This window comes from Mycobacterium sp. E2479, from assembly GCF_001667925.1.
In the GTDB taxonomy this organism is placed as follows: Bacteria; Actinomycetota; Actinomycetes; order Mycobacteriales; family Mycobacteriaceae; genus Mycobacterium.
On sequence record NZ_LZJR01000129.1, the window covers coordinates 23,691 to 48,877 of the forward strand.

Annotated in this window: 26 protein-coding genes and 1 tRNA gene; 15 read left to right on the top strand and 12 right to left on the bottom strand. The window is 67.3% G+C overall.

Annotated elements, in window-relative coordinates:
* Nucleotides 1-4 precede the first annotated feature (4 nt).
* Complete coding sequence (locus A5686_RS19180; protein ID WP_067937651.1) at nucleotides 5-637, bottom strand: bifunctional 2-polyprenyl-6-hydroxyphenol methylase/3-demethylubiquinol 3-O-methyltransferase UbiG; 633 nt, start codon at nucleotides 635-637, stop codon at nucleotides 5-7.
* A gap of 46 nt (nucleotides 638-683) precedes the next feature.
* Here A5686_RS19180 and A5686_RS19185 point away from each other — a divergent pair, with 46 nt between their 5' ends.
* From A5686_RS19185 to A5686_RS19200, 4 genes are all read left to right on the top strand, one after another.
* Nucleotides 684-1,259, top strand: coding sequence for a helix-turn-helix domain-containing protein (locus A5686_RS19185; protein WP_067937562.1), 576 nt, complete (start codon nucleotides 684-686; stop codon nucleotides 1,257-1,259).
* 49 nt (nucleotides 1,260-1,308) lie between these two features.
* A complete protein-coding gene (locus A5686_RS19190; RefSeq protein WP_067937564.1) occupies nucleotides 1,309-2,487 on the top strand; it encodes a cytochrome P450 in 1,179 nt (392 codons plus the stop codon).
* A 67-nt stretch (nucleotides 2,488-2,554) separates the two neighbouring features.
* The gene (locus tag A5686_RS19195; protein ID WP_067937566.1) at nucleotides 2,555-2,749 is read left to right on the top strand and encodes a ferredoxin; all 195 of its coding nucleotides are present in this window, start codon (nucleotides 2,555-2,557) and stop codon (nucleotides 2,747-2,749) included.
* A 73-nt stretch (nucleotides 2,750-2,822) separates the two neighbouring features.
* Entirely contained in the window at nucleotides 2,823-4,775 is a 1,953-nt protein-coding gene (locus A5686_RS19200; protein WP_067937568.1) for an aconitate hydratase, read from the top strand.
* 1 nt (nucleotide 4,776) lies between these two features.
* Here A5686_RS19200 and A5686_RS19205 read toward each other — a convergent pair whose 3' ends face one another.
* Genes A5686_RS19205 through cobC form a run of 4 tightly spaced genes read right to left on the bottom strand, consistent with a single transcriptional unit; the run spans nucleotide 4,777 to nucleotide 8,841 of the window.
* Nucleotides 4,777-5,913 carry a bifunctional RNase H/acid phosphatase gene (locus A5686_RS19205; protein ID WP_067937570.1) on the bottom strand — a complete coding sequence of 379 codons (1,137 nt, stop codon included), beginning with the start codon at nucleotides 5,911-5,913 and terminating at the stop codon, nucleotides 4,777-4,779.
* On the bottom strand, nucleotides 5,910-6,647 hold the full coding sequence (locus A5686_RS19210; protein ID WP_067937572.1) for a zinc ribbon domain-containing protein: 738 nt from the start codon (nucleotides 6,645-6,647) through the stop codon (nucleotides 5,910-5,912). The genes A5686_RS19205 and A5686_RS19210 overlap by 4 nt, the downstream gene beginning before the upstream one ends.
* Complete coding sequence (locus A5686_RS19215) at nucleotides 6,644-7,792, bottom strand: Nif3-like dinuclear metal center hexameric protein (protein ID WP_067937574.1); 1,149 nt, start codon at nucleotides 7,790-7,792, stop codon at nucleotides 6,644-6,646. The genes A5686_RS19210 and A5686_RS19215 overlap by 4 nt, the downstream gene beginning before the upstream one ends.
* On the bottom strand, nucleotides 7,789-8,841 hold the full coding sequence (gene cobC / locus A5686_RS19220; protein ID WP_067937577.1) for an Rv2231c family pyridoxal phosphate-dependent protein CobC: 1,053 nt from the start codon (nucleotides 8,839-8,841) through the stop codon (nucleotides 7,789-7,791). The genes A5686_RS19215 and cobC overlap by 4 nt, the downstream gene beginning before the upstream one ends.
* A gap of 90 nt (nucleotides 8,842-8,931) precedes the next feature.
* Between cobC and A5686_RS19225 the strand changes: the two genes are divergently transcribed.
* Genes A5686_RS19225 through A5686_RS19235 form a run of 3 tightly spaced genes read left to right on the top strand, consistent with a single transcriptional unit; the run spans nucleotide 8,932 to nucleotide 10,977 of the window.
* Complete coding sequence (locus tag A5686_RS19225; protein WP_369829725.1) at nucleotides 8,932-9,648, top strand: HAD-IA family hydrolase; 717 nt, start codon at nucleotides 8,932-8,934, stop codon at nucleotides 9,646-9,648.
* Nucleotides 9,641-10,138: a low molecular weight protein-tyrosine-phosphatase gene (locus A5686_RS19230; RefSeq protein WP_067937578.1), complete on the top strand. Its 498-nt coding sequence runs from the start codon at nucleotides 9,641-9,643 to the stop codon at nucleotides 10,136-10,138. Before A5686_RS19225 ends, A5686_RS19230 begins: the two co-directional genes overlap by 8 nt.
* Entirely contained in the window at nucleotides 10,138-10,977 is an 840-nt protein-coding gene (locus A5686_RS19235) for an SURF1 family protein (RefSeq protein WP_067937580.1), read from the top strand. Before A5686_RS19230 ends, A5686_RS19235 begins: the two co-directional genes overlap by 1 nt.
* Here A5686_RS19235 and A5686_RS19240 read toward each other — a convergent pair.
* Nucleotides 10,959-11,915, bottom strand: a complete 957-nt coding sequence (locus A5686_RS19240; RefSeq protein ID WP_067937582.1) for a cobalamin biosynthesis protein — start codon at nucleotides 11,913-11,915, stop codon at nucleotides 10,959-10,961. The genes A5686_RS19235 and A5686_RS19240 overlap by 19 nt on opposite strands.
* Nucleotides 11,916-12,254: 339 nt before the next feature.
* Here A5686_RS19240 and A5686_RS19245 point away from each other — a divergent pair, with 339 nt between their 5' ends.
* Nucleotides 12,255-13,070, top strand: a complete 816-nt coding sequence (locus tag A5686_RS19245) for an oxygenase MpaB family protein (RefSeq protein ID WP_067937585.1) — start codon at nucleotides 12,255-12,257, stop codon at nucleotides 13,068-13,070.
* A gap of 71 nt (nucleotides 13,071-13,141) precedes the next feature.
* Nucleotides 13,142-13,537, top strand: a complete 396-nt coding sequence (locus A5686_RS19250; RefSeq protein ID WP_067937587.1) for a VOC family protein — start codon at nucleotides 13,142-13,144, stop codon at nucleotides 13,535-13,537.
* A 5-nt stretch (nucleotides 13,538-13,542) separates the two neighbouring features.
* Here the strand turns inward: A5686_RS19250 and A5686_RS19255 are convergent, their stop codons facing one another.
* Together A5686_RS19255 and A5686_RS28270 are read right to left on the bottom strand one after the other, a co-directional pair.
* Nucleotides 13,543-14,661 carry an epoxide hydrolase family protein gene (locus tag A5686_RS19255; RefSeq protein ID WP_067937589.1) on the bottom strand — a complete coding sequence of 373 codons (1,119 nt, stop codon included), beginning with the start codon at nucleotides 14,659-14,661 and terminating at the stop codon, nucleotides 13,543-13,545.
* Nucleotides 14,662-14,748: 87 nt separating this feature from the next.
* Nucleotides 14,749-15,705 (bottom strand): peroxiredoxin, encoded by a 957-nt coding sequence (locus tag A5686_RS28270; protein ID WP_067937591.1) that lies wholly within the window; start codon nucleotides 15,703-15,705, stop codon nucleotides 14,749-14,751.
* Nucleotides 15,706-15,781: 76 nt separating this feature from the next.
* Between A5686_RS28270 and A5686_RS19265 the strand changes: the two genes are divergently transcribed.
* On the top strand, nucleotides 15,782-16,171 hold the full coding sequence (locus tag A5686_RS19265) for a DUF732 domain-containing protein (RefSeq protein ID WP_231986422.1): 390 nt from the start codon (nucleotides 15,782-15,784) through the stop codon (nucleotides 16,169-16,171).
* Nucleotides 16,172-16,276: 105 nt separating this feature from the next.
* On the opposite strand, the gene A5686_RS19270 is transcribed toward A5686_RS19265, so the two are convergent.
* The 4 genes from A5686_RS19270 to A5686_RS19285 form a co-directional block, all read right to left on the bottom strand.
* Nucleotides 16,277-16,351: transfer RNA gene (locus A5686_RS19270), tRNA-Val, on the bottom strand.
* Nucleotides 16,352-16,409: 58 nt separating this feature from the next.
* Nucleotides 16,410-16,871: a peroxiredoxin gene (locus A5686_RS19275; protein WP_067937595.1), complete on the bottom strand. Its 462-nt coding sequence runs from the start codon at nucleotides 16,869-16,871 to the stop codon at nucleotides 16,410-16,412.
* Nucleotides 16,871-17,293: a DUF3052 domain-containing protein gene (locus A5686_RS19280; protein WP_067937598.1), complete on the bottom strand. Its 423-nt coding sequence runs from the start codon at nucleotides 17,291-17,293 to the stop codon at nucleotides 16,871-16,873. Before A5686_RS19280 ends, A5686_RS19275 begins: the two co-directional genes overlap by 1 nt.
* Nucleotides 17,294-17,376: 83 nt before the next feature.
* Nucleotides 17,377-17,964 carry a hypothetical protein gene (locus A5686_RS19285; protein ID WP_067937657.1) on the bottom strand — a complete coding sequence of 196 codons (588 nt, stop codon included), beginning with the start codon at nucleotides 17,962-17,964 and terminating at the stop codon, nucleotides 17,377-17,379.
* Nucleotides 17,965-18,148: 184 nt separating this feature from the next.
* On the opposite strand from A5686_RS19285, the gene aceE reads away from it, so the two are divergent.
* The 5 genes from aceE (at nucleotide 18,149) to kasA (ending at nucleotide 25,157) form a co-directional block, all read left to right on the top strand.
* Nucleotides 18,149-20,938, top strand: a complete 2,790-nt coding sequence (gene aceE / locus A5686_RS19290; RefSeq protein WP_067937655.1) for a pyruvate dehydrogenase (acetyl-transferring), homodimeric type — start codon at nucleotides 18,149-18,151, stop codon at nucleotides 20,936-20,938.
* 163 nt (nucleotides 20,939-21,101) lie between these two features.
* On the top strand, nucleotides 21,102-22,472 hold the full coding sequence (locus A5686_RS19295; RefSeq protein ID WP_067937600.1) for a CdaR family transcriptional regulator: 1,371 nt from the start codon (nucleotides 21,102-21,104) through the stop codon (nucleotides 22,470-22,472).
* Between the two features lie 94 nt (nucleotides 22,473-22,566).
* Nucleotides 22,567-23,475: an ACP S-malonyltransferase gene (locus A5686_RS19300; protein ID WP_067937602.1), complete on the top strand. Its 909-nt coding sequence runs from the start codon at nucleotides 22,567-22,569 to the stop codon at nucleotides 23,473-23,475.
* A gap of 87 nt (nucleotides 23,476-23,562) precedes the next feature.
* Nucleotides 23,563-23,910, top strand: a complete 348-nt coding sequence (gene acpM / locus A5686_RS19305; protein WP_066960905.1) for a meromycolate extension acyl carrier protein AcpM — start codon at nucleotides 23,563-23,565, stop codon at nucleotides 23,908-23,910.
* Nucleotides 23,907-25,157 carry a 3-oxoacyl-ACP synthase KasA gene (kasA, locus tag A5686_RS19310; RefSeq protein ID WP_067937604.1) on the top strand — a complete coding sequence of 417 codons (1,251 nt, stop codon included), beginning with the start codon at nucleotides 23,907-23,909 and terminating at the stop codon, nucleotides 25,155-25,157. The genes acpM and kasA overlap by 4 nt, the downstream gene beginning before the upstream one ends.
* The last annotated feature ends 30 nt before the right edge of the window (nucleotides 25,158-25,187 follow it).

A 25,187-nucleotide genomic window follows, 5' to 3' on the forward strand; every position in this document is an offset into this window, starting at 1 on the left:
CGGCCTAACCGGTTCGCCGCAGGACGATCAGGTTGTCGGCCATAGTGCCGACTTCCCCATTCGGTCCGACCATTTCGCGCTCGAGGGCCTCGGTCCGCAGCCGCTTCCAGTACGGCGCGTCGGCGTGCAATGACGCGAGGACCTCGTCGATACCGGCGAAGTGGTGATCGTGATGCTCCGCCCATGGCGGGGGGGCTCCATGGTCGACGATCAACAGCACACCGCCGCGATTCACCCGCTCGGCCGCCCGTTGCAGTACCCCGTCGCGTTCCAGTCGCGCCGGCGAGTGCAGGTACTGCGCGGACACCAGGTCGAAGGTCCCTTCGGGAAAAGTTTCGTTGAGGTCATGGCGCTGAAAGTCGATGCGTGGGAGCATGTTTCGTGCCGACGCGGCCTCGGTAGCGCGTTGCAGCGCAATGGTCGAGATGTCGACGGCCACCACCTCCCAGCCGCGCTCGGCCAGCCACAAAGCGTCGGCGCCTTCCCCGCAACCCAGGTCGAGCGCCCGGCCGACCGGGAGGTCGGCGGCCACCTCGGCCAGGCGGGGATTGACTTGTCCGCTCCAGACCCGCTCCGCCGACCGGTAACGCTCCTCCCAGAACCGCTGGGCATCATCGGGTTTGTAAGAGTTCTCCACACCGCGAGCTTGCCTATCCGTTGCGGTTTTGCCAAGCTGAATTGCCATGCAGGCAAAAACTACACCCGACATCGACCTCTTGGTCCGGCGGCGACTGCGGGAACTGCGGGTGCAGCGCGGCCTGACGCTACACGAGGTAGGGGCTCGCGCCGGCATCGACGTCTCGACGCTCAGCCGCCTCGAATCCGGGAAACGCCGGCTGGCCCTTGATCACCTGCCGCGGCTGGCCCGGGCCCTGTCCGTCAGCACCGACGATCTGTTGCAAGCGCCCCCAACGCCGGACCCGAGGGTGCGCGGCACCGCGCACACCCGTCACGGCGTCACCTATTGGCCACTGACCCGCCAGGGCCCGGCCGGAGGCCTGCACGCGTTCAAACTCCGGGTCAGCGCGCGGCGCCGCACCCCGCCCGCCGAGCTGCCGGTGCACGAAGGCCAGGACTGGATGTATGTCCTTTCCGGCCGGATGCGGCTCATCCTGGGCGAACGCGACTTCACCATCGATCCCGGCCAAGCCGTCGAGTTCTCGACGTGGACGCCGCACTGGTTCGGCGTGGTAGACGGGCCAGTGGAGGCCATTGTGATCTTCGGACCGCACGGCGAGCGGCTCCACCTGCACAGTTGATCGGCATTAGGCCATTGCCCAACAAGCGGGTCGGTGCCAGGCTGACCGCATGACAGAAGCCGAAAGTTTCGTCGACCAGACGCGCACGGGGCTCGCGGAGCCACAACCGATGTATAAGGCGCTGCGCGAAACCACCCCGGTGTTCCGGTCACCTCAGGCGGTCGTGCTCAGCCGTTTGGCCGACATCGAAATGGCGCTCAAACACACCGAGCTGTTCTCGTCGAACATGGACGCCGTCGACCTGGGGAACGTGCGGCCGCTGATCCCGCTCCAAATCGACCCGCCCGAGCATGCGAAGTACCGGCGCATCCTCGACCCGCTGTTCACTCCGCGGGAGATGGCCCGACGCGAACCAGGCGTCACCGAGCTGGTCAACGAAATGATCGATCGCTTCGCCGACCGGGGCGAGTGCGACTTTCACACCGAGTTCGCGGTGCCGCTGCCCTGCACGGTCTTTCTGCAGCTGCTCGGCCTGCCGCTGGACGATCTCGACCAATTCTTGGTGTGGAAGGACGGGGTGATCCGCCCCGAGGGCGACTCGGGTTTCGACCGCCGCCACGAGACCTCCGCGGGCGTGGCCCAACAGATCTACGAGTACTTCGACCGCGCCATCGACGACCACATCGCCAGCCCCCGCGACGACGTGCTGTCCGCAATGATCGCCGCGAACTTCAAAGACGAGGCCGGCCAGCCGCTGTCGCGCGACGAGCTGCTCGACATCTGCTTCCTGTTCCTCATCGCCGGACTGGACACGGTCACCGACTCCCTCGACTGCTTCTTCGTGTACCTGGCGCGTCACCCCGATCACCGTCGTCAACTCGTCGAGCAGCCCGAGGTGCTGCCCGGCGCGGTCGAGGAGCTGTTGCGGTGGGAAACGCCGGTGCCCGGCGTCGCCCGCGTGGCCATCCAGGACGTCGAGGTCAGCGGATGCCCGATCAGCAAGGGCGAACGGGTCAGCCCGCTACTGGGGGCGGCCAACACCGACCCGGCCGAGTTCCCCGACCCGGAGCTGGTCGACTTCACCCGCAACCCCAACCGGCACCGGGCTTTCGGCGGCGGTCCGCACCGTTGCCTCGGCTCACACCTGGCCCGCATGGAGCTACGGGTGGCGTTGCGCGAATTCCACCGGCGCATCCCGGATTACGAGATCAAGCCCGGCGCCGAGCTGTGCTACACCGCCGCGTTGCGCTCGGTGGAGTCGCTGCCGCTGGTCTTCCCGGTGCCATGAGCCGCGCCGGCGACGATGCACGACACAGCGATGGGGTGGGGGCACCCTCCGGGGAGGAGCGGGGCAAATGACCCGGGTAGCCGTCGACCGCGACCTATGCACCGGGCATGGACGCTGCTACACCTTGGCCCCCGATGTCTTTGACGCCGACGAGGTCGGCCACTGCGTGGTGCTCGTCGACGAGGTGTCCGGCGAGCTCGAGTCTCAAGCCAGCACGGCCGAACAGAACTGCCCGGAAAGCGCCATCACGCTGGCTCGTTGACGCGACGGGCGCGCGCCAAACGTCGGCTGTCGAATCGCGCTAGAAGACGCCGTACCGGGGTAACCCCACGGGTATGGCTATGAACGTCGCTCACAAGCTGATCAGCTCACATCTGGAGTCCGGGGAGATGTCTCCGGGAGAAGAGATCGCGATCCACATCGATCAGACGCTGACGCAGGATGCAACCGGCACGCTGGTGATGCAGGAACTCGAGGCGCTCGGGCTCGATCGTGCCCGCACCGAGGTGAGCGTCCAGTACGTCGACCACAACCTGCTGCAGGGCGACGAGAAGAACGCCGAGGATCACGAGTACCTGCGCACCGCGGCGCAACGCTTCGGCCTGTGGTTCTCCAAACCGGGCAACGGAGTGTCGCACCCGACCCACATGCAGCGCTTCGGCATCCCGGGCAAGACGATGGTGGGCTCCGACTCCCATACTCCGGCCGCCGGATCGCTGGGCATGCTCGCGATCGGCGTCGGCGGTCTCGAGGTGGCGCTCGCGATCACCGGGCGGCCACTGCACATCCGCATGCCCGAAATATGGGGCGTGCGGCTCGACGGTGAGTTGCCCCAGTGGTGTTCGGCCAAGGACGTGATCCTGGAGATGTTGCGCCGCCACGACGTCAAGGGCGGGGTGAACCGGATCATCGAGTATCACGGTCCCGGCGTGGCGACGCTGACGGCAATGGACCGTCACGTCATCGCCAACATGGGAGCCGAACTCGGCGCCACGACGACGGTGTTTCCCAGTGACGAAGCCGTGCGCGATTTCCTGCGCGCCGAGGGACGCGAGGACGACTGGACCGAGTTGCTGGCCGACGAAGACGCGGACTATGACGTCGAGGACACCATCGACTTGTCGCAGATCGAGCCGCTGATCGCCAAACCGTCGTCGCCGGGCAACGTGGTGCCCGTTCGTGAGGTCGCCGGCGAGGAGATCGCCCAGGCGGTGATCGGATCCAGCGCCAACCCCGGGCTACGGGATTTCGCGATCGCGGCCGCGATGGTGGCGGGACGCCAGACGGTCCCCCAGGTCAGCTTCGACATCAACGCGACGTCGCGCGAGATCCTGGCCGATCTGACCAAGATGGGCGCAACGCTGGATCTGGTGATGGCCGGCGCGCGCATCCACCAGGCCGGCTGCATGGGGTGCATCGGCATGGGCCAGGCTCCCGCGGTCGGCCGCAACTCGTTGCGCACGATGCCCCGCAACTTTCCCGGCCGGTCCGGCACCAAGGAGGACGCGGTCTGGCTGTGCTCACCGGAGACCGCGGCAGCCTCGGCGCTGAACGGAGTGATCACGGATCCGCGGGACTGGGCCAAAAAAGAGCAGATGGAGTATCCGAAACTCGACCTGCCCGAGCGCAGCTCGATCAACACCGCAATGCTGGTGCCTCCGCTCGACGCCGAGGAGGCACAGCGTGTCGAACCCGTGAAGGGGCCGAACATCTCCAGCCTGCCCGAGTTATCCCCGCTGCCCGACGAACTCGAGGCGCCGGTGCTGCTCAAGGTCGGTGACAACATCTCCACCGACGAAATCTCGCCCGCCGGCGTGCAGGCCCTTCCGCTGCGGTCGAACATCCCGAAGCTCGCGATGTTCAGCTTCACCCGCGTCGACGACTCCTACCCCGAGCGGGCTCAACAGGCCGGCGAGGGCGGGCACGTCATTGTGGCCGGGGAGAACTACGGCCAGGGCTCCTCGCGTGAGCACGCCGCGATCGCCCCGCGCTATCTCGGGTTGCGCGTCGTCATCGCCAAGTCCTTCGCACGCATCCACTGGCAAAACCTGGCCAACTATGGAATTTTGGCGCTCGAATTCGAGAATCCCGACGACTACGACTCGATCGACCAAGACGACACCCTCCGCTTTCAGAATCTGAACTCGCTCGACGAAGAGGATGTCCTGCAGGTCGACAACGTCAGCAAGGAATCGTCATTCGCGGTGCGGCATCGACTCTCGCCGCGACAGGTCAAGGATGTGTTGGCCGGCGGCTTGATCCCACGCCTCAACCAAGAGCAGAAGTGATCTACAGATACGCCGTCTGGTTGACCAGTCGCACCGAAGACGCTCCGTCGGAATAGAACTCGGCGATGCTCAACGAGGCCAGATCGAGGTGCAGGCGGTAGAGAATGCCGGGCCCGGCGTCCAGCGCCTCGCGCAGCAGCATCTTGATGGGTGTCACGTGCGACACCAACAGCACCGTGGTGCCCCGCTGCGCGGCGACGACGCGGTCCCGAACCGTCGACACCCGAGCGGCCACCGCGTCGAAGCTCTCCCCGCCTGGCGGTTCGGTGCTGGTGTCGCGCAGCCAGCGACCGTGCAGCTCGGGATCGCGCTCGGCGGCCTCGGCAAAAGTCAGCCCCTCCCACGAGCCGAAATCCGTCTCGATCAAGTCGTCATCGACGGTCACGTCCAGGCCAAGCGCCTTGGCCGCCACCGCCGCGGTGTCATAAGCCCGTTGCAGCGGTGAGGCGAACACCGCCGAAATACCGCCGCGCTGCGCCAGATAACGCGCCGCCGCGTCGGCCTGCCGCCGCCCCAGCTCGGTGAGCGCCGGGTTGCCGCGGCCCGAGTAGCGGCGCTGCACCGACAATTCGGTCTGGCCGTGTCGCAGCAACAGCAGGCGGGTCGGGGCACCGCGCGCGCCGGTCCAGCCGGGTGCCGAGGGGGACGGGACATTCGCGGACCCGGACGGTTCGGGTTTGTCGCGCGGGCCGGATTGCTCGGCCGGCTCGGGCTTTTCCGTCACGCCAGCGACCTCGGCGGCGGCATCCATCGCCTCGTTGGCCAGCCGATCGGCGTGCGCGTTGCGCTCCCGCGGAATCCACGAGTAGCTGATCTTCGCGAACCGCCCGGCCCGGTTTCGGGCCTCGGCGTGCAGCTCGATCAGGTCGGGATGCTTGACTTTCCACCGGCCGGACATCTGTTCCACCAACAGCTTGGAATCCAGGTACACCGCGGCCTCGGTGGCACCCAGGTTCAGGGCGTCGTCCAAACCGGCTATCAGGCCCCGGTATTCGGCGACGTTGTTGGTCGCCCGGCCGATCGCCTGCTTGGCCTCCGCCAGCACGGTCGTGCGGTCCTGGTTCCACACCACCGCGCCGTACCCGGCCGGCCCGGGATTACCGCGTGATCCGCCGTCGGCCTCGATGACGACCTTCACTGATCGAAGCCCTTGACCCGCAGCAGGATTGCGCCGCATTCGGGGCAGCGCACCACATCGTCTTCGGCCGCCGCCGAGATGCGGGACAGCTCGCCACGGTCGATCTCGAGCCGGCAGGCACCGCACCGACGCCCCATCAGCTGCCCGGCGCCCGCGCCTCCCCCGGCGCGCTGGCGTTCGTACAGGGCGGACAGCGCCGGGTCCAAGGCGGCGCTCAGCGAGTCACGCCGTGAGGACTGAAGTTCGCGGGCCGCGCTGATCTCGGCGACCGCCGCGTCGAGAGCCTCGCGTGCGCCGGCCATCTCGGCCTCCAGCGATGTGAGCTTCTGCTGCTCGCTGTCCAGCTCAGATTGCAGCTCCTCGCGACGTTCCATCACCTCCAGCAGAGAATCCTCCAGGCTGGTTTGACGACGCTGCAGAGTTTCCAGCTCGTGCTGAAGATCCGACAACTGCTTGGCGTCGGTCGCTCCCGACTGCAGCAGCGAGCGGTCGCGGTCTTCGCGCTGGCGCACCGCCTCGACCTCGGCCTCGAGCCGCGACACGTGGGCGTCGATGTCTTCCAAGGCGATTCGCAACGTGGCCAGCCGGTCGCCGGCCGCCTCGATCTCCCCCCGCAACCGCTCGCAGGCCTCTTGTTCCGGCAGATGCTTGGCCCGGTGCGCGATCCGGGACAGCTCGGCATCCAACTTCGACAATTCAAGCAGCGAACGCTGCTGTGCCAGCTCGGCTTTCATGACCCATCACCCCCGGACTGGTGGCCAACCTGCTCGACATTCCACGGGTCGGTCCGAATCGCGCTCACCCGCACCGGCAACTCCGCACCGAAACGCGACCGCAACAAGCCGGCGACCTGTTCACACCAAGGGAATTCACTGGCCCAATGTGCCACATCGATCAGGGCCACATCGGAGGCGCGGCGATGTTCGTCGGCCGGATGGTGGCGCAGGTCGGCCGTGACATAGGCCTGCACGCCGGCACCGGCCACGGCGGCCAGCAACGAATCGCCGGCTCCGCCGCAGACCGCCACCCGCGAGACCGGTGTGTCGGGATCGCCCGCCGCCCGCACTCCCCAGGATGTCCGCGGCAACGCCGCATCGACGCGGGAGACGAAGACGCGCAACGGTTCCGGGCGCGCCAGCGCCGCGATGCGACCCAGCCCGGCGTCACTGGGCGGTGCCACCAGCGCGAAGATGTCGAAGGCGGGCTCCTCGTACGGGTGGGCGGCACGCATCGCCGCCAGCACCGCGGCGCGGGATCGCGCGGACGCGACGACCTCGAACCGGTCTTCGGCCACCCGCTCGACGTTCCCGACGCTGCCCACCGCCGGTGAGGCACCTTCGTGCGGCAAAAACTGCCCGATACCGCTGACCGACCAGCTGCAGTGTGAATAGTCGCCGATATGGCCGGCGCCGGCGGCAAACATGGCCGCCCGCACCGCTTCCGCGTTCTCACCGGGCACGTAGACGACCCACTTGTCGAGATCGGGTGCGCTCGATGCCGGTTCGAGCACGGCCTCGACGTCGAGGCCCAGGGCCGCGGCCAGCGCGTCGGAGACGCCCGGGCGGGCCGAGTCGGCATTGGTGTGCGCCGTGAATAGCGAACGCCCGGTCTGGATCAACCGGTGCACCAGCGCACCCTTGGGGGTGTTGGCCGCCACGGTGTCCACCCCGCGCAACAGCAGTGGATGATGGGCCAGCAACAGGCTCGCCCGGGGAACCTCGTCGACGACCGCCGGCGTCGCGTCGACCGCGACGGTCACCGAGTCCAGCTCGTCGTCGGGGTCACCGCACACCAGGCCCACCGAATCCCAGGATTCGGCAAGCCGCGGCGGGTAGGCCTCGTCGAGCGCCGCGATGACTTCGGCCAGCTTCACGCTCACCCCCGCCCCCCGATGCTTTCCGGCGTGCCCGCCTCCGAAATCGCCTGCACCAGCCGCGGCCACTCACGGCGCACCGCGGCCCGCAGGTAGCGCTCGTCCAAGCCGACGAACGTATCACAGCGCCGAATGGCAATTCCCCTGTCATGCAAACTTTTTCGTAGCTGGACCGTGTCCGGTGTGCGAAACAGCACGAACGGAGCCCGCCCGTCGACAACCTCGGCGCCCACCGACGCCAGACCGGCCACCATCTCGGCGCGCAGCCGGCTCAATCGCGTCGCCCCCGCCGCCGCCTCGGCGACCGCGTGCCGGCCGCAACACAGCGCGATCGCCGCCAGCTGCAGGGTCCCTACCGGCCAATGCGCCCGTCGAGCGGTCAGCCGCGCGAGCACCTCTGGCGAAGCCAGCGCGTAGCCCACCCGCAACCCGGCCAGCGCCCACGTCTTGGTCAAGCTGCGCAGCACCAGCACGTCGGGCAGCCCGTCGCAGGCCAGCGATTGCGGCTCACCGGGAATCGAGTCGGCGAAGGCCTCGTCGACCACCAGGATCCGCCCGGGCCGGCGCAACGCCAGCAGCTGTTCACGGGTGTGCAGCACCGAGGTGGGGTTGGTCGGATTGCCCACCACGACCAGGTCGGCGTCGCCGGGTACGGCCGCACCGGTCAGGCCGAACGGCGGCTCCAGCACGACGTGGTGCACCGGCACTCCGGCCGCGGTCAGCGCGTCAGCCGGCTCGGTGAACGCCGGCGCGATGATCGCCGCCCGCCGCGGACGCAAATTCGCCAGCAGCGCGAACGCCTCGGCCGCCCCGGCCAGCGGCAGCACCTCGTCGCGGGTCCGGCCGTGCCGCCCGGCGGCCGCGTCCTGCGCCCGGTGGATGTCGTCGAGGCTCGGGTAGCGCGCCAGATCGGGCAGGCGCTCGGCCAGCCGTCGCAGCAACCACTCCGGCGGCCGGCCGTGCCGGACGTTGACGGCGAAATCCAGCATCCCGGGTGCGACGGCCTGATCACCGTGGTAGCGCGCCGCAGGCGGGCTCAGGTTCAGACTCGCCATCCGTGAAACACTAGTGCGCCGGCCGGGCCGCCCGGAGCGGCATCGGCAACGCCGTCACACCCGGACACACCTATCGAGGACAATGGTGAGGTGACAGGCACAACGTCAGCCGATTGCCAGACCCCCGGCAACGCCGCCTCCCCCGGTGGGGTGCAGCTGGTGATCTTCGACCTCGACGGCACGCTGACCGACTCCGCGGAAGGGATCGTCGCCAGCTTCCTGCATGCGCTCGACCACATCGGCGCCCCGGTGCCCCCCGGCGACCTCGTCGCGCAGATCGTCGGCCCGCCGATGGACGACACGTTCCGGGCGATGGAGCTCGGCGACGACGCCGAGGAGGCGATCGCCGCCTTTCGCGCCGAGTACGGCTCCCGGGGGTGGGCGATGAACGCGCTCTTCGACGGGATCGAGGCACTGCTGACCGATCTACGCACCGCCGGTGTCCGGCTTGCCGTGGCCACCTCCAAGCTCGAACCGACCGCGCGGCGCATCCTCGCCCATTTCGGACTTGACCAGCACTTCGAGGTCATCGCGGGCGCGAGCCCCGACGGTTCGCGCAAGACCAAGGTCGAGGTGCTGGGCCACGCCCTCTCGCAGCTGGTGCCCCTGCCCGAGCGGGTGCTGATGGTCGGTGACCGCAGCCACGACGTGCACGGAGCGGCCGCTCACGGCATCGACACCGTGGTGGTCGGCTGGGGCTACGGCAAGGCCGACTTTCCCCACCGCGCAGCCGATGCCAACGAAGACGCTCCCGGCGTGACCCACGCCTCGACCATCAACGACTTGCGGAGGGCGCTGGGTGTCTAGTCGAGACGCGCTGCACGTCACGTTCGTGTGCACCGGCAACATCTGCCGATCGGTGATGGCCGAGAAGATGTTCGCCGACCAACTACGTCGGCGGGGCCTGGCCGACGCGGTGCGGGTCAGCAGCGCCGGCACCGGCAACTGGCACGTGGGTGAGTGTGCCGACGAGCGGGCCGCCGGCGTGTTGCGCGCCCACGGCTACGCATGCGAGCACCGCGCAACGCAGGTCGACGCCGAGCACCTCGAGGCCGATCTGATGGTGGCCCTGGACCGCAACCACGCCCGGATGCTGCGGCATCTGGGCGCGGACGAGGATCGCATCCGGATGCTGCGCTCCTTCGATCCGCGCAGCGGCGCCCACACCCCGGACGTGGACGACCCCTACTATGGCGACACCGCAGACTTCGAACGCGTCTACGCCGTCATCGAGGCAGCGCTGCCGGGCCTGCACGAGTGGGTCGATGACCAGCTCGCGCAGAACGGATCCACTTGATGCGCCGGTTGCCGTTTCTGCTGCGTCCGGGCTGGATCGTGCTGGCTCTGGTGGTCGTCGCCTTCGCATATCTGTGCTTCACGGTGCTCGCGCCCTGGCAGCTCGGCAAGCACAGCAGGACATCGCGGGAGAACCATCAGATCGAATCTTCGCTGAATACCCCGCCGGTTCCGTTGAAAACGCTGCTGCCGCAGCAGAATTCGGCGGCCTTTGGCGCACAGTGGCGCCAGGTCACCGCAACCGGGCACTATCTGCCGGACGTGCAGGTGCTGGCCCGGCTGCGGGTGATCGATTCGAAGCCGGCGTTCGAGGTGCTGGCGCCCTTCGTCGTCGACGAAGGACCGACCGTCCTGGTCGACCGGGGCTACGTGCGGCCGCTGGAGGGGTCTCATGTCCCGCCGATCCCCCGCCCGCCCGAACAGAAGGTGACCATCACGGCGCGGCTGCGCAACTCCGAGACCGCCGCAGCGAATAAGGATCCGTTCGTGGGAGACGGTGTGCAGCAGGTGTATTCGATCGACACCGATCAGATCGCGGTGTTGACCAAGACCCCGCTGGCCGGGTCTTACCTGCAGTTGATCGACGGTCAGCCCGGTGTGCTGGGCGTGGTCGGGGTGCCGCAGCTGGACGCCGGCCCGTTCCTGTCCTACGGCATCCAGTGGATCGCGTTCGGCATCCTCGCGCCCATCGGGTTGGGCTATTTCGCCTACTCGGAGATCCGCGCCCGCCGCCAGGAAAAGCAGCACCGGCCGCCGCCCGCCACCGAGACCGCGCCCACACCCGAAGTTCCGCAGTCCGTTGAGGCCAAACTCGCCGACCGCTACGGCCGCCGGCGGTAACCCGACAGGTATGCCAACAGCGCAGCCGATACCGAGGCGCCCGCCTGCACCAGCGACGACAGTCGCACCGCGCGCCGCAGGTCGGCCACCGTCGGCTCGCGACCATCGCCGAGTGTGGGCCGGATCTGCAACTCGTGGTGGTATTGCGTGGGGCCGCCCAGGCGCACGCCCAGCGCCCCGGCGCAGGCCGCCTCGACGACGCCGGCGTTAGGGCTGGGATGACGGGCGGCATCGCGGCGCCAGGCCCGCGCCGCGCCCGACGGTGATCCGCCGACCAGCGGCGCCAGCACCACCACCAGCGAAGCGGTCAACCGCGCGGCAGCGAAGTTCGCGATATCATCCAATTTTGCTGCGGCGCAACCGAATCGGCGATAGCGTTGCGAGCGATACCCGACCATCGAGTCCAGGGTGTTGATGCCGCGATACATCAGGACCGCGGGCACGCCGCCGGCCGCCGCCCACAGCAGCGGGGCCACTTCGGCGTCGGAGGTGTTCTCGGCCATCGACTCCAGCGACGCGCGGATCAGGCCCGCGCGGTCCAGCGATGCCGGGTCACGCCCACACAGCGACGGCAGCAATTCGCGCGCGGCGGCGACGTCGCCGCGTTCCAGCCGCTCCGACATGTCCAGACCGGTGCGGACCAACGAGGTTCCACCCAGCGAGACCCAGGTGGCCGCGGCGGTCACCACGATCGCACCCGCCCGGCCACGGTGTGTGGCCGGGCGCTGCACCGCCAGGCCGAGCAGGCCCAGCGCCCCGATCAGCGCGCCGACATGGACCGCCCCGGCGATCCTGCTGTCACGGTAGGTCACGTTCTCCAGCACGGCGGCGGTGCGGCCGAACAGCGCGACCGGATGACCCCGGCGTGGGTCGCCCAGCGCGCGGTCGGCCAGGTAGCCGATCGCCACACCCGCGATCCGGGTCTGCCTCGCAACCATTTCGGCAGCGTCTCATACCGGGCGTCGCGGCCCTGCCGACTAGGCGACCGCCACGATCACGACGGCGACGATCAGCACGATCAGGACGCCCAGCGTCCACCACAACCCGTAGCCGCCGGCGGGGCGGGTCATCTGGGGCTCCTCGACGGTGCGGCGCCCGATTCCCGCCGGGTGACGGCTTCGGCGGGTCGGGAGGCGGAGGACTCGAGTCGCCAGGTTCAGTGCTCATCCGGGCACGTCTGCCCATTCCCGGGCGGATCCACCGTCGGCAGATCATTGCTCGCGCCGATCCGGCGATGGTCTACTCGAAGGCATGATTCCCAGCAGGCCAGGCCCGCGGTGAAGCGGCCCGCTACCCGGGTCGCCGACCTGCTCAATCCGGCGGCGTTGTTGTTGCCCGCCGCGAACGTGATCATGCAGTTGTCCCTGCCCGGGGTCGGCTATGGCGTGCTGGAGAGTCCCGTGGACAGCGGCAACGTCTACAAGCATCCGTTCAAGCGGGCCCGCACCACCGGCACGTATCTGGCTGCCGCCACCATCGGGACCGAGTACGACCGAGCGTTGATCTGCGCGGCAGTCGACACTGCCCACCGGCAGGTCCGGTCGACGTCGTCAAGTCCGGTGTCCTACAACGCTTTCGACCCAAAGTTGCAGCTGTGGGTGGCAGCGTGCCTGTACCGGTACTTCGTCGACCAACACGAGTTCCTGCACGGTCCCCTGGACGACGCGACGGCCGATGCCGTCTACGCCGACGCGAAGCGGCTGGGCACCACGCTGCAAGTGCCCGAGCGGATGTGGCCGCTGGACCGGGCCGCCTTTGATGCGTACTGGAAACGCTCCCTCGACGAGCTGCGCATCGACCCGCCGGTACGCGAACATCTGCACGGCGTGGCGTCGTTGGCGTTCCTGCCGTGGCCGCTGCAGGTGCTGGCGGGCCCGTTCAACTTGTTCGCGACGACGGGTTTCCTGGCTCCCGAATTCCGGGCGTTGATGCAGCTGGACTGGTCGCCGCGCCAGCAGCGCCGGTTCGGCTGGCTGCTGACCGCCCTGCGGCTCGGCGATCGGCTGATCCCACATTCGGCCTGGATCTTCGGTTATCGGCTCTACTTGTGGGACATGCGGTCTCGCGCGCGCCAGGGCCGGCGGGTCGTCTAGCCGACATCGGGGTACTCGGCCAGCGGCCCAATGATCGGCAAACCGCGCAAAGCGGACTAGCGTGGCAAGGCATGACCTTTCCAGCGCTCAACCACGTCGCGGTCACGGTGCGCGACCTCGACATCAGCGGCCCGTGGTATCGCAATCTGCTGGGCGCCGACCCAATCCTCGATGAGCACACCGGCGCCGGATTTCACCATCAGGTGTGGATGCTCGACGGGGGCACGATATTCGGCATCCATCAGCACGACCACCCGGCACCCGACGAAGAGTTCAGCGAGCATCGCGTCGGGCTCGATCATGTCGGCTTCGGTTGCGCCAGCCGCGCCGAGCTCGAGAACTGGGTCACCCGGTTGGGCGAACTGGACATCGAGCACGGCGGCATTGTGGATGCGCCGTACGGCTCGGGCTTGAGTTTTCGCGACCCCGACGGTATCGCCTTGGAGTTCTTCGCCCCGCCCGGCTGATCGGCTCAGCGCACCGTCGCGAAGAACGCACGGAGGTCCTGGACGAACAGCTCCGGTTGTTCGAATGCGGCGAAATGCCCGCCGTGCGGCATGTCCGTCCAGTGGGTGATGTTGTAGACCGGCTCGCACCAGCTACGTGGCGCCTTGAGCAGCTCCCCAGGGAAAGCCGCTACGCCCGTTGGCAATTCGACACGGTCGCCGCCACCCCACACGGCGAAGCTCTCCCAGTACAGCCGCGCCGACGACGCGGCGGTGTTGGTCACCCAGTACACCATCACGTTGTCGAGCAGCTCGTCGCGGCTGACGGCGTTTTCGGGGTGCCCGTCGCAATCGGCCCAGTCCCAGAACTTTTCGACGATCCAGGCCAGCTGTCCCACAGGCGAATCGGCCAGGCCGTAGCCCAGCGTTTGCGGGCGGGTCGACTGCTGCTTGGAATAGCCGGTGCCCCACTTGCGGTGGTTGGCCAATCCGGCCAGCGCTCGTTGCTCCTCGTCGGTCGGGTTCGTCAGCGAGTCCTTGGTGGCCCGCCCGACCGGCATGTTCAGGTGGATGGCCACGCAGTGGCCGACGTTACGGCCGATCTGTGTCGTGACGGCGGCGCCCCAGTCGCCGCCCTGGGCGCCGTAGCGGTCGTACCCCAAACGCAGCATGAGCGTTTCCCATGTCTCGGCGATCTTTTCCACACCCCAGCCGGTGTTCGTGGGTTTTCCGGAGAACCCGTATCCCGGAAGCGACGGACATACGACGTGAAAGGCGTCCTCGGCGCGTCCCGAGGCGGGGTTGGTCAACGGCTCGATCACCTTGTGGAACTCCACGATCGAACCGGGCCAGCCGTGCGTGATCACGAGCGGGAAGGCGTCGTCATGCGGCGACCGCTGATGGATGAAATGGATGTCCAGACCGTCGATTTCGGTGGTGAACTGATCGAAACGGTTGAGCGCGGCCTCCCGCGCTCGCCAGTCGTAGTCGGTGGCCCAGTAGTCGGCCAGCTTGCGCGTGTAGGCCAACGGCACGCCCTGGCTCCAGTCGTCCACGCACTCGGCCTCCGGCCAACGCGTACGGGCCAGCCGCGATCGTAGATCGTCGAGAACGTCGTCAGAAACGTCGATACGGAACGGTTTCACGCGTTCATACTGCTCCCGGCCGCGCGACCGACGGCACGCACCCCGGCGCGTCGGCCCTAGGCTTTCGTCGAGGCGGCGTCCGGCCCGTCAGAGTGCTCGCAGGCCACTGAGGGTTCTGCCTATCAGTTCACGTCGTTCGTCGATCGTCATCGAGTCACCGAGGGGTGCGTGCACCCGCAGATAACCCTGTGTCACCAGTTCGCCGACCAGAAACCGCGTCGCACCGAGCGGCAGGGACAGACGGGCGGCGATCTCTGCGACCGATGGGCTCTGCACGCAATACGTCAGGATCTGGCCCCGCACATCGTTTCTCGGCCAGCGCGGTGGCTTCGATGTGGTGTTGAGCGCTTCGACCGGAGCCTCGAGTGCCAATTCGACGCCAGCGTCGGTACGGCCTCCCGTCAGCGCGTACGGCCGGACCAGGCTCGGCTCGTTCGCGGTTTCCCGTTCTGTGCCATCGTCGTCAGGCGCGTCGGAATGTTTCCCCCCGGCATGTGGCGAACTATGCGGTCCCATGTGGTGCTGCAGGAACCACAAGGCCTGGTCGGCGTGCACCGATGCGCGCAGCTCGCTGGAGACCACCTTGAGTACGGTGCGATCGGTGTCGATGACGAATGTGGTCCGTCTGACCGGTAGCAGCCGGGCCAGCAGGCCACGGCGCCGGGCGTGCCGGCCACGCCGGGCCTCGTCACGGGAGACGACGGATCGACGCAGCTTGGCGAACCTGCCTCGGCGCACCCCGAACAGCTCGGACACGACGCCGTCCGCGTCGGAGAGCAACGGATAGTCGAACGAGCGTTGTTGGGCGAAGTGGGCCTGCCTGTCGACGGTGTCGGTGCTGATGCCCACGCGCTGGGCGCCCACCGTGACGAATTCATTGCTGAGGTCCCGGAAATGACAGGCCTGGGCTGTGCAGATCGGTGAGGACGCTAATGGGAAGAAGAACAGCACAACCGGCCCGTCGGCAAGGAGCTCGGACAGCGCCCGGGGCCGACCGGTGTGATCAAACAGAGTGAAGTCAGGCGCCTTCTCGCCCGCGATCATCGGCAAAGAGTAACGCCGGGAAAGCTCGGCGCGAAGCACACTCGGATAATTCGGTATGTCAACGGGAGGTTGACGATTGTTACAAATTGTTTCGTCAGACGCGAATGGCCCACGCGTCTGGGACGATTTCGAATTTATGAAGCTCCTTCTGACCATTTCCAGTGTGGCCGTCGTGATTGGTTTGGCGGCGCCCGCGCACGCCGATGACACCGACGACGCGTTCCTCGCATCGCTGAACTCCGCCGGCTTCACCTATAACGACCCGGCGCAGGTTATTCAGTCGGCCCATTACGTGTGCTCGGCGGCGAGCGGCGGCACGGCGATGGCGGATATCGCGAAGGCGATGACATCCAAAGCAGCCGCACTGACCGAGGAGAAGGCGGAGAAATTCACCGCCATCGCGGCCAGCGCCTATTGTCCGGACGCGATCTCGTCGACCACCACGACGACGGCCGCCAGTTCCTAAGCGAGCGATTCTGCTCGGTCTTGCCGCCGCGCGCGATCGCCATGCTCCAGCGCGGCGTAGTCCGGATCCGCAAACGCGAAATCGATATTTAACTTGCGTTTTCGTTGGTGGGCGCGGACGGTATCGAACCGCCGACCGCTGGTGTGTAAAACCAGAGCTCTACCACTGAGCTACGCGCCCGTTGCCCCGGGCAGGCTACCCGTCCGAAGGCCAAGTTCCCAAAATCATCCAGCCCCTCTCAGCCCCGCAATGCCGCCAGGGCATCGGTCCAGAGCCGCTGGTCGCGGGACTCGCCGGGCTGTTTCATCTCGGCGAAGCGGATGACCCCGGATCGATCGACGACGAACGTCCCGCGGTTGGAGTAGCCGGCGTCCTCGTTGAACACCCCGTAGCTCTTGCTGACCGCGCCATGAGGCCAGAAGTCCGACAGAAGCGGAAACGTGAAGCCGCTGTCCAGCGACCACACCCGGTGCGTGGGCGGCGGTCCCACCGAGATCGCCAGCGCCGCGCTGTCGTCGTTTTCGAACTCGGGCAGGTGGTCGCGCAACTGGTCCAGCTCGCCCTGGCAGATCCCAGTGAATGCCAGCGGGAAGAACACCAGCAGCACGTTCTTGGCGTCCCTATAGGAGCTCAGCGTGACGCGCTGTTGGTTCTGGTCGCGCAAAGTGAAATCCGGGGCGGCTGTGCCGACGGAAAGCATCAACGCTTCCCGGCGCGGGATTTGGGCTGCACCAACCGGCTGGCGCTCCAGTCCCCCAGGTTGACCGACGAGGTGGGCATCAAACCTGCGGTGGGGGCAGACTCCGCGATTTCGGCCGGCAATACGTGTCCGGGCTTGCCGGTTTTGGGCGTCAGCACCCAGATCACGCCGTCCTCGGCCAGTGGGCCGATCGCATCCATCAATGTGTCCACCAGGTCGCCGTCACCGTCTCGCCACCACAGCAGCACGACGTCGACTACCTCGTCGGTGTCTTCGTCGAGCAAGTCGCTGCCGCAGGCTTCCTCTACCGCGGCGCGGATCTCGTCATCGGTGTCTTCGTCCCAGCCCCACTCCTGGACAACCTGGTCCCGTTGGATGCCCAATTTGCGGGCGTAGCTCGGGGCGTGATCCGCCGCGACCACCGTGGAGCCTCCTTAACGTCCGCGCGCTATGCGATTGGGCATTATCGTCGCACAGCCAGAACCTGGTCCATACTCCCGCATCATCACGTTGCCAGGCACAGTTTCACCGCGTTCTTTTTCGTGTCATTGAGTTGGTCGACCCGCTTGTTGAATTCGCCGGTGCCGGCGTGGGTGCCGATGGCGTTCGCCACCGCCCGGGCGGCGTCGATGTAGGCGTTGAAGGCGTCTTTGATCTGCTGCGACATCGCATCGCTGAAGCTGTTGGCCACCGTGGTGGCGCTGTCGTTGAGGGCGTCGATGGCCGGCCCTTCGGTCGGGCCGGTGCCGCCGCCGGCGTTGAACGCCTTCACGAACTCGTTGGTCTTGTCGATCGCGTTCTTGCTGGTGGTGATCAGCGTGGCGCAGGCGGTGCGCACCGCCTTGGTGGTCAGCGATTGTTGCCGCTGGGATTCCCGGACGCTCGAGGTTACCGACGACGCGGACACCGACGCGGACACCGACTGCCGGTAGGCCGGCGCCACCTTGGTGTCGGGCGTCGCCGTGCCGTTGGTGACAGAGGTGCACCCGACGATGCCCATCAGCGCCACCGCGACACAACCCAGCGCCAACGCCCCGCGCCGGGGCAAAGCCTTCACCTGCGCCTCAGGGACGGCACCCCACCGGATGAGCACACGGCTGACGTTACCGGGTGGGTTGCGCGCCCGCCCCATACACGCCGAGTTGGGGTTCGCAGGCGAAGCTGCGTCGGGCTAGCCGACGGCGACTATCCGCGCGCCACACCAGTGCGGCACGATGGTGGGCAGGGTGCGAACCACCCATTACGGCACACATTCCGCCAACAACAGGAGTAGTGCGTTGACAACTGAGTTCGTGCGCCACGATCTGGCCACAAACCCCCACAGCGCAACCGAACCCGACCGCGTCCGGGTGATCCGCGAGGGGGTGGCTTCCTACCTACCCGACATCGATCCAGAAGAGACGTCGGAATGGCTGGAGTCCTTCGATGAACTGCTGGAGCGCTCCGGCCCGTCGCGGGCGCGTTACCTGATGCTGCGATTGCTGGAACGGGCCGGCGAGCAGCGCGTCGCCATCCCGTCGCTGACGTCCACCGATTACGTCAACACCATTCCGACCGAACTCGAGCCGTGGTTTCCCGGCGACGAGGATGTAGAACGGCGCTATCGCGCCTGGATCCGGTGGAACGCGGCGATCATGGTGCACCGCGCCCAGCGCCCGGGAGTCGGTGTGGGCGGCCACATTTCGACCTACGCCTCGTCGGCGGCGCTGTACGAGGTCGGGTTCAACCACTTCTTCCGCGGCAAATCGCACCCCGGCGGCGGTGACCAAATATTCATCCAGGGCCACGCGTCCCCGGGTATTTATGCCCGCGCCTTCCTGGAAGGCCGGTTGACCGCCGACCGCCTGGACGGCTTCCGGCAGGAACACAGCCACGCCGCCGGCGGACTGCCCTCCTACCCGCACCCGCGGCTGATGCCCGACTTCTGGGAATTTCCCACGGTCTCGATGGGCCTGGGTCCGCTCAATGCCATCTATCAGGCGCGGTTCAACCACTACCTGCACGACCGCGGCATCAAAGACACCTCCGATCAGCACGTGTGGTGCTTCCTGGGCGACGGCGAGATGGACGAGCCGGAAAGCCGCGGACTGCTGCACGTCGGCGCGCTCGAGGGATTGGACAACCTGACCTTCGTCGTCAACTGCAACCTGCAGCGCCTCGACGGCCCGGTGCGTGGCAACGGCAAGATCATCCAAGAACTCGAGTCGTTCTTCCGCGGCGCCGGCTGGAACGTCATCAAGGTGGTGTGGGGCCGTGAGTGGGACGCCCTGCTGCACGCCGACCGCGACGGCGCGCTGGTGAATCTGATGAACAGCACACCCGACGGCGACTACCAGACCTATAAGGCCAACGACGGTGCGTACGTGCGGGACCACTTCTTCGGCCGCGATCCGCGCACCAAGGCGCTCGTGGAGCACATGACGGATTCCGAGATCTGGAACCTCAAGCGCGGTGGCCACGACTACCGCAAGGTCTATGCCGCTTACCGGGCAGCCGTCGACCACAAAGGACAGCCGACGGTGATCCTGGCCAAGACCATCAAGGGCTACTCGCTTGGCGCGCACTTCCAGGGCCGCAATGCGACGCACCAGATGAAAAAGCTTGCGCTACAGGATCTCAAGGACTTCCGCGATGCTATCCGGATTCCGATCAGCGATGCCCAGCTGGAAGAGGATCCCTATTTGCCGCCTTACTATCACCCCGGCCCGGATGCCGAGGAGATCCGCTACATGGTCGATCGCCGACGCACCCTCGGGGGTTTCCTGCCCGAGCGGCGGACCAAGACGAAGGCGCTGCGACTGCCGGGCCGCGAAATCTACGCCGCGCTGAAGAAGGGGTCGGGAAATCAGGAGGTCGCCACCACCATGGCGACGGTGCGGACATTCAAGGAAGTGTTGCGGGACAAGGAAGTTGGACCGCGCATCGTGCCGATCATTCCCGACGAGGCGCGCACCTTCGGGATGGACTCGTGGTTCCCGTCGCTGAAGATCTATAACCGCAACGGGCAGCTGTACACCGCAGTGGATGCCGAGCTGATGCTGGCCTACAAGGAAAGCGAAGGCGGGCACATCCTGCACGAGGGCATCAACGAGGCCGGGTCGGTCGGATCGTTCATCGCCGCGGGCACGTCATATGCGACGCACAACGAGCCGATGATCCCGATCTACATCTTCTATTCGATGTTCGGCTTCCAGCGCACCGGCGACGGCCTGTGGGCCGCCGCCGACCAGATGACGCGCGGTTTCTTGCTCGGAGCCACCGCGGGGCGCACCACGCTGACCGGCGAGGGCCTGCAGCACGCCGACGGCCACTCGCTGCTGCTGGCCAGCACCAACCCGGCGGTGGTCGCCTACGACCCGGCTTTCGCCTACGAGATCGCCTACATCGTGGAGAGCGGCCTGGCCCGGATGTTCGGCGAGAACCCCGAGAACGTGTACTTCTACATCACCGTCTACAACGAGCCCTACGTCCAGCCGCCCGAGCCGGAGAATTTCGACCCCGAGGGCGTGTTGCGCGGCATCTACCGCTACCGCGCCGCGACCGAACAGCGGACCAATAAGGCGCAGATCCTGGTGTCCGGGGTGGCGATGCCATCGGCGCTGAACGCCGCGGAGATGCTGGCCGAGGAGTGGGACGTCGCCGCCGACGTCTGGTCGGTGACCAGCTGGGGCGAGTTGAACCGCGACGGCGTTGCCGTCGACAGGGCGAGACTGCGCCATCCGGACCGGCCGGTCGACGTCCCGTACGTCACCCAGGTCCTGTCGAACACGAGCGGGCCGGTGGTCGCGGTCTCGGACTGGATGCGCGCGGTTCCCGAGCAGATCCGGCCCTGGGTGCCGGGCACCTACGTCACCCTGGGCACCGATGGGTTCGGCTTCTCCGACACCCGGCCGGCGGCGCGGCGGTACTTCAACACCGATGCCGAATCACAGGTGGTCGCTGTGCTGGAGGCGTTGGCACGGGACGGCGAGATCGACCCGTCGGTGCCGATCGCGGCGGCTCGCCAGTACAAGATCGACGACGTGTTGGCCGCGCCGGAGCAGACGTCCGACCCGGGCGTGGCCTGACGCCCGCCGCTTTCCCGCGAGTGTGCGGCCAGCCGCACAGCCGCCGCCGAGCGTGCGGCTGGCCGCACACTCGACACCCCCAAGCCACGGCTTGGCGGGTTCTTAAGAGCGCCAGGCGCCGCCTTTGGCGGAAACTTCTAGAAAAGACGCGTACGTTTTAGGGGTGAACGACAATCCCTTCGCCGGCCCGTTCGCCAAGCAGCCGCGATCGCCCCTGGAGCTGCTGGACACCGTGCCGGACTCCGTCCTGCGTCGCCTGAAGCAGTACTCCGGCCGGCTGGCCACCGAAGCGGTCTCGGTGATGGGCGATCGATTGCCGTTCTTCGGCGAGCTGGAAGCATCGCAGCGGGCCAGCATGGCGCTGGTGGTGCAGACTGCCATCAACAACTTCGCCGAGTGGATGCAGGACCCGCACAGCAACGTCAGCCACACCGCCCAGGCCTTCGAGCTGGTGCCCCAGGACCTCGCCCGCCGCATCGCCCTGCGCCACAGCGTGGACATGGCGCGAGTGACCATGGACTTCTTCGAGGAAGTGGTCCCGCTGCTGGCTCGCTCCGAAGAACAGCTGACCGCCCTGACCGTGGGCATCCTCAAGTACAGCCGCGACCTGGCGTTCACCGCGGCCACCGCCTACGCGAACGCGGCCGAGGCACGCGGGACCTGGGACAGCCGAATGGAAGCCAGCGTCGTCGACGCGGTGGTCCGCGGCGACACCGGCCCCGAGCTGCTGTCCCGCGCCGCGGCGCTGAACTGGGACACCACGGCGCCGGCGACCGTCGTGGTCGGCACCCCGGCCCCCGGCCGCGACGGGTCGACCGGCCCCGACGACAGCGAACGCGCAAGCCAGCACGTCCGCGATATCGCCGCGCAGCACGGGCGCGCGGCCCTCACCGACGTGCACGGCACCTGGTTGGTGGCGATCGTGTCCGGCCACTTGTCACCAACCGACAAATTCCTTAACGATCTGCTGGTGGCGTTCGCCGACGGCCCCGTGGTCGTCGGACCCACCGCACCCATGCTGACGGCGGCATTCCACAGCGCCAGCGAGGCGATATCCGGTATGAACGCCGTGGGTGGCTGGCGTGGGGCGCCGCGTCCGGTACTCGCGCGGGAACTGCTGCCCGAACGGGCCCTGATGGGCGACGCATCGGCGATCGTGGCGCTGCACACCGACGTGATGGGCCCGCTGGCCGACGCGGGTCCCACGCTGATCGAGACTCTTGACGCTTACTTAGATTGTGGCGGCGCGATTGAGGCGTGTGCCAGAAAGTTGTTCGTTCATCCAAACACCGTGCGCTACCGACTCAAGCGGATCACCGACTTCACGGGCCGCGATCCCATGCAGCCGCGCGATGCATATGTGCTGCGAGTAGCGGCGACGGTCGGCCAGCTCAACTACCCCACCAATCCGCCAAACGCCGTCAACAACCCCATGCCGGCGGTTCCGCTGCCGGTCAGAGGGGTTGCCGCGGGCCATGCGGGTGACAGTGACTCAGGCAACAGATCGCGGCACGATATCAAACCCATAGCTTAAAGAGCCGTTTTGTGGGGAGTTCACAAAAACCTAAGATGAGGTTCATAATCTGATACACCCGCCAAAACCGTTTCCACAGTGTTCTCTTAAACACGTGATTGCTTTGCTTGCGCCCGGACAGGGTTCGCAGACCGAGGGGATGCTCTCGCCATGGCTGGAGCTCGCCGGCGCCGCTGACCAGTTGGCGCTGTGGTCCAAGGCCAGTGGGCTCGACCTCGTGCGCCTGGGCACCACCGCGTCGACCGAAGAGATCACCGACACCGCGGTCACGCAGCCGCTGGTTGTCGCCGCCACGCTGCTGGCCCACCAGGAGCTGACCAGGCGCGGCCTGCTGTCGGACGCGGATCTGGTCGTCGCCGGCCACTCGGTCGGAGAGATCGCCGCCTACGCCATCGCGGGCGTGATCGCCGCCGACGCCGCCGTCGCGCTGGCCGCCACTCGTGGCGCCGAGATGGCCAAGGCATGCGCCATCGAGCCCACCGGCATGTCGGCGGTGCTCGGTGGGGACGAGGGCGAAGTTCTGGCCCGGCTCGAGCAGCTTGACCTGTTCCCCGCCAACCGCAACGCCGCCGGGCAGATCGTCGCCGCCGGCTCGCTGACCGCGCTGGAGAAGCTGGCCGAGGACCCGCCGGAGAAGGCTCGGGTCCGTGCCCTGGGCGTGGCCGGAGCGTTCCACACCAAGTACATGGCGTCGGCGCTCGACGGCTACGCCGCCGCGGCGGCCGCCGTTGCGACGTCCGAGCCCACCGCCAAGCTGTTGTCGAACCGCGACGGCAAGCCGGTCGCGTCGGCGACCGCGGCGATGGAGGCGCTGGTCGCTCAGCTGACCCAGCCGGTGCGCTGGGACCTGTGCACCGCGACGCTGCGTGACCTGGAAGTCACTGCGGCCGTCGAATTTCCGCCTGCGGGAGCCCTCACAGGCATCGCCAAACGAGAACTTCGGGGGATCACGGCTCGCGCCGTCAAGTCGCCCGCAGACCTGGACGCTTTGGCCGAGCTTTAAAGCCAGCTCGACCAGTTGCACAACCAGTACAACCGCATAGCACGTCAATTCGCCTAACACACAACACATTACGAAGGGAAGCACGCTGTGGCTGTCAGCCAGGAAGAAATCATCGCCGGTATCGCCGAGATCATCGAAGAGGTAACCGGTATCGAGCCCTCCGAGGTCACCCCGGAGAAGTCCTTCGTCGACGACCTGGACATCGACTCGCTGTCGATGGTCGAGATCGCCGTGCAGACCGAGGACAAGTACGGCGTCAAGATCCCCGACGAGGACCTCGCCGGTCTGCGTACCGTCGGTGACGTCGTCTCCTACATCCAGAAGCTCGAGGAAGAGAACCCCGAGGCCGCCGAGGCGCTGCGCGCCAAGCTGGAGACCGAGAACCCCGACGCCGTTGCCAACGTCAAGGCGAGGCTGGAAGCGGACAGCAAGTGAGTAAGCCTTCCACTGCTAATGGCGGTTACCCCAACGTTGTGGTAACCGCCGTCTCGGCGACGACATCGATCGCGCCGGACATCGAGAGCACGTGGAAGGGTTTGTTGGCCGGCGAGAGCGGCATCCACGTCCTCGAAGACGAGTTCATCACCAAGTGGGACCTGCCCGTCAAGATCGGTGGACACCTCAAGGAGCCCATCGACGAACAGATGAGCAGGCTCGACTTGCGCCGCATGTCCTACGTGCAGCGGTTGGCCAAGCTGCTCAGCGGTCAGTTGTGGGAGGCCGCCGGCAGCCCGGAGGTCGATCCCGACCGGTTCTCGGTCGTGGTCGGCACCGGGCTCGGCGGCGCCGAAAGGATCGTGGAGAGCTACGACCTGATGAACGAGGGCGGGCCCCGCAAGGTGTCGCCGCTCGCGGTTCAGATGATCATGCCCAACGGCGCCGCGGCGGTGGTGGGTCTGCAGCTCGGCGCCCGCGCCGGGGTCATCACCCCGGTCTCGGCCTGCTCGTCGGGCTCGGAGGCAATCGCCCACGCCTGGCGTCAGATCGTCATGGGCGATGCCGACTTCGCCGTCTGCGGGGGTGTCGAGGGTCCCATCGAGGCGCTGCCCATCGCGGCGTTCTCGATGATGCGGGCCATGTCGACGCGCAACGATGAGCCCGAGCGCGCATCGCGGCCGTTCGACAAGGACCGCGACGGCTTCGTTTTCGGTGAAGCCGGTGCGCTGATGATCATCGAGACCGAAGAGCACGCCAAGGCCCGGGGTGCCAAGCCTCTGGCCCGGTTGATGGGTGCCGGCATCACCTCGGACGCGTTCCACATGGTGGCGCCGGCGGCGGACGGCGTCCGTGCAGGCCGGGCGATGACGAGGTCGCTCGAGCTGGCGGGGTTGTCCCCCAAGGACATTGACCACGTGAACGCGCACGGTACCGCGACGCCGATCGGCGACACCGCCGAGGCCAACGCCATTCGGGTCGCAGGCTGTCAGGAAGCGGCGGTGTACGCACCGAAGTCGGCTCTGGGCCACTCCATCGGAGCGGTCGGAGCTTTGGAATCTGTTCTCACGGTATTGAGCCTTCGGGATGGCGTGATACCGCCAACACTCAACTACGAAACACCCGATCCCGAGATCGACCTTGATGTTGTCGCGGGCGAACCTCGCTACGGCGAATTGCGCTATGCGATCAACAACTCGTTCGGGTTCGGTGGCCACAACGTGGCACTCGCCTTCGGGCGTTACTGAGGTACGGAGTCCGGCGACGACGCGGGCCGC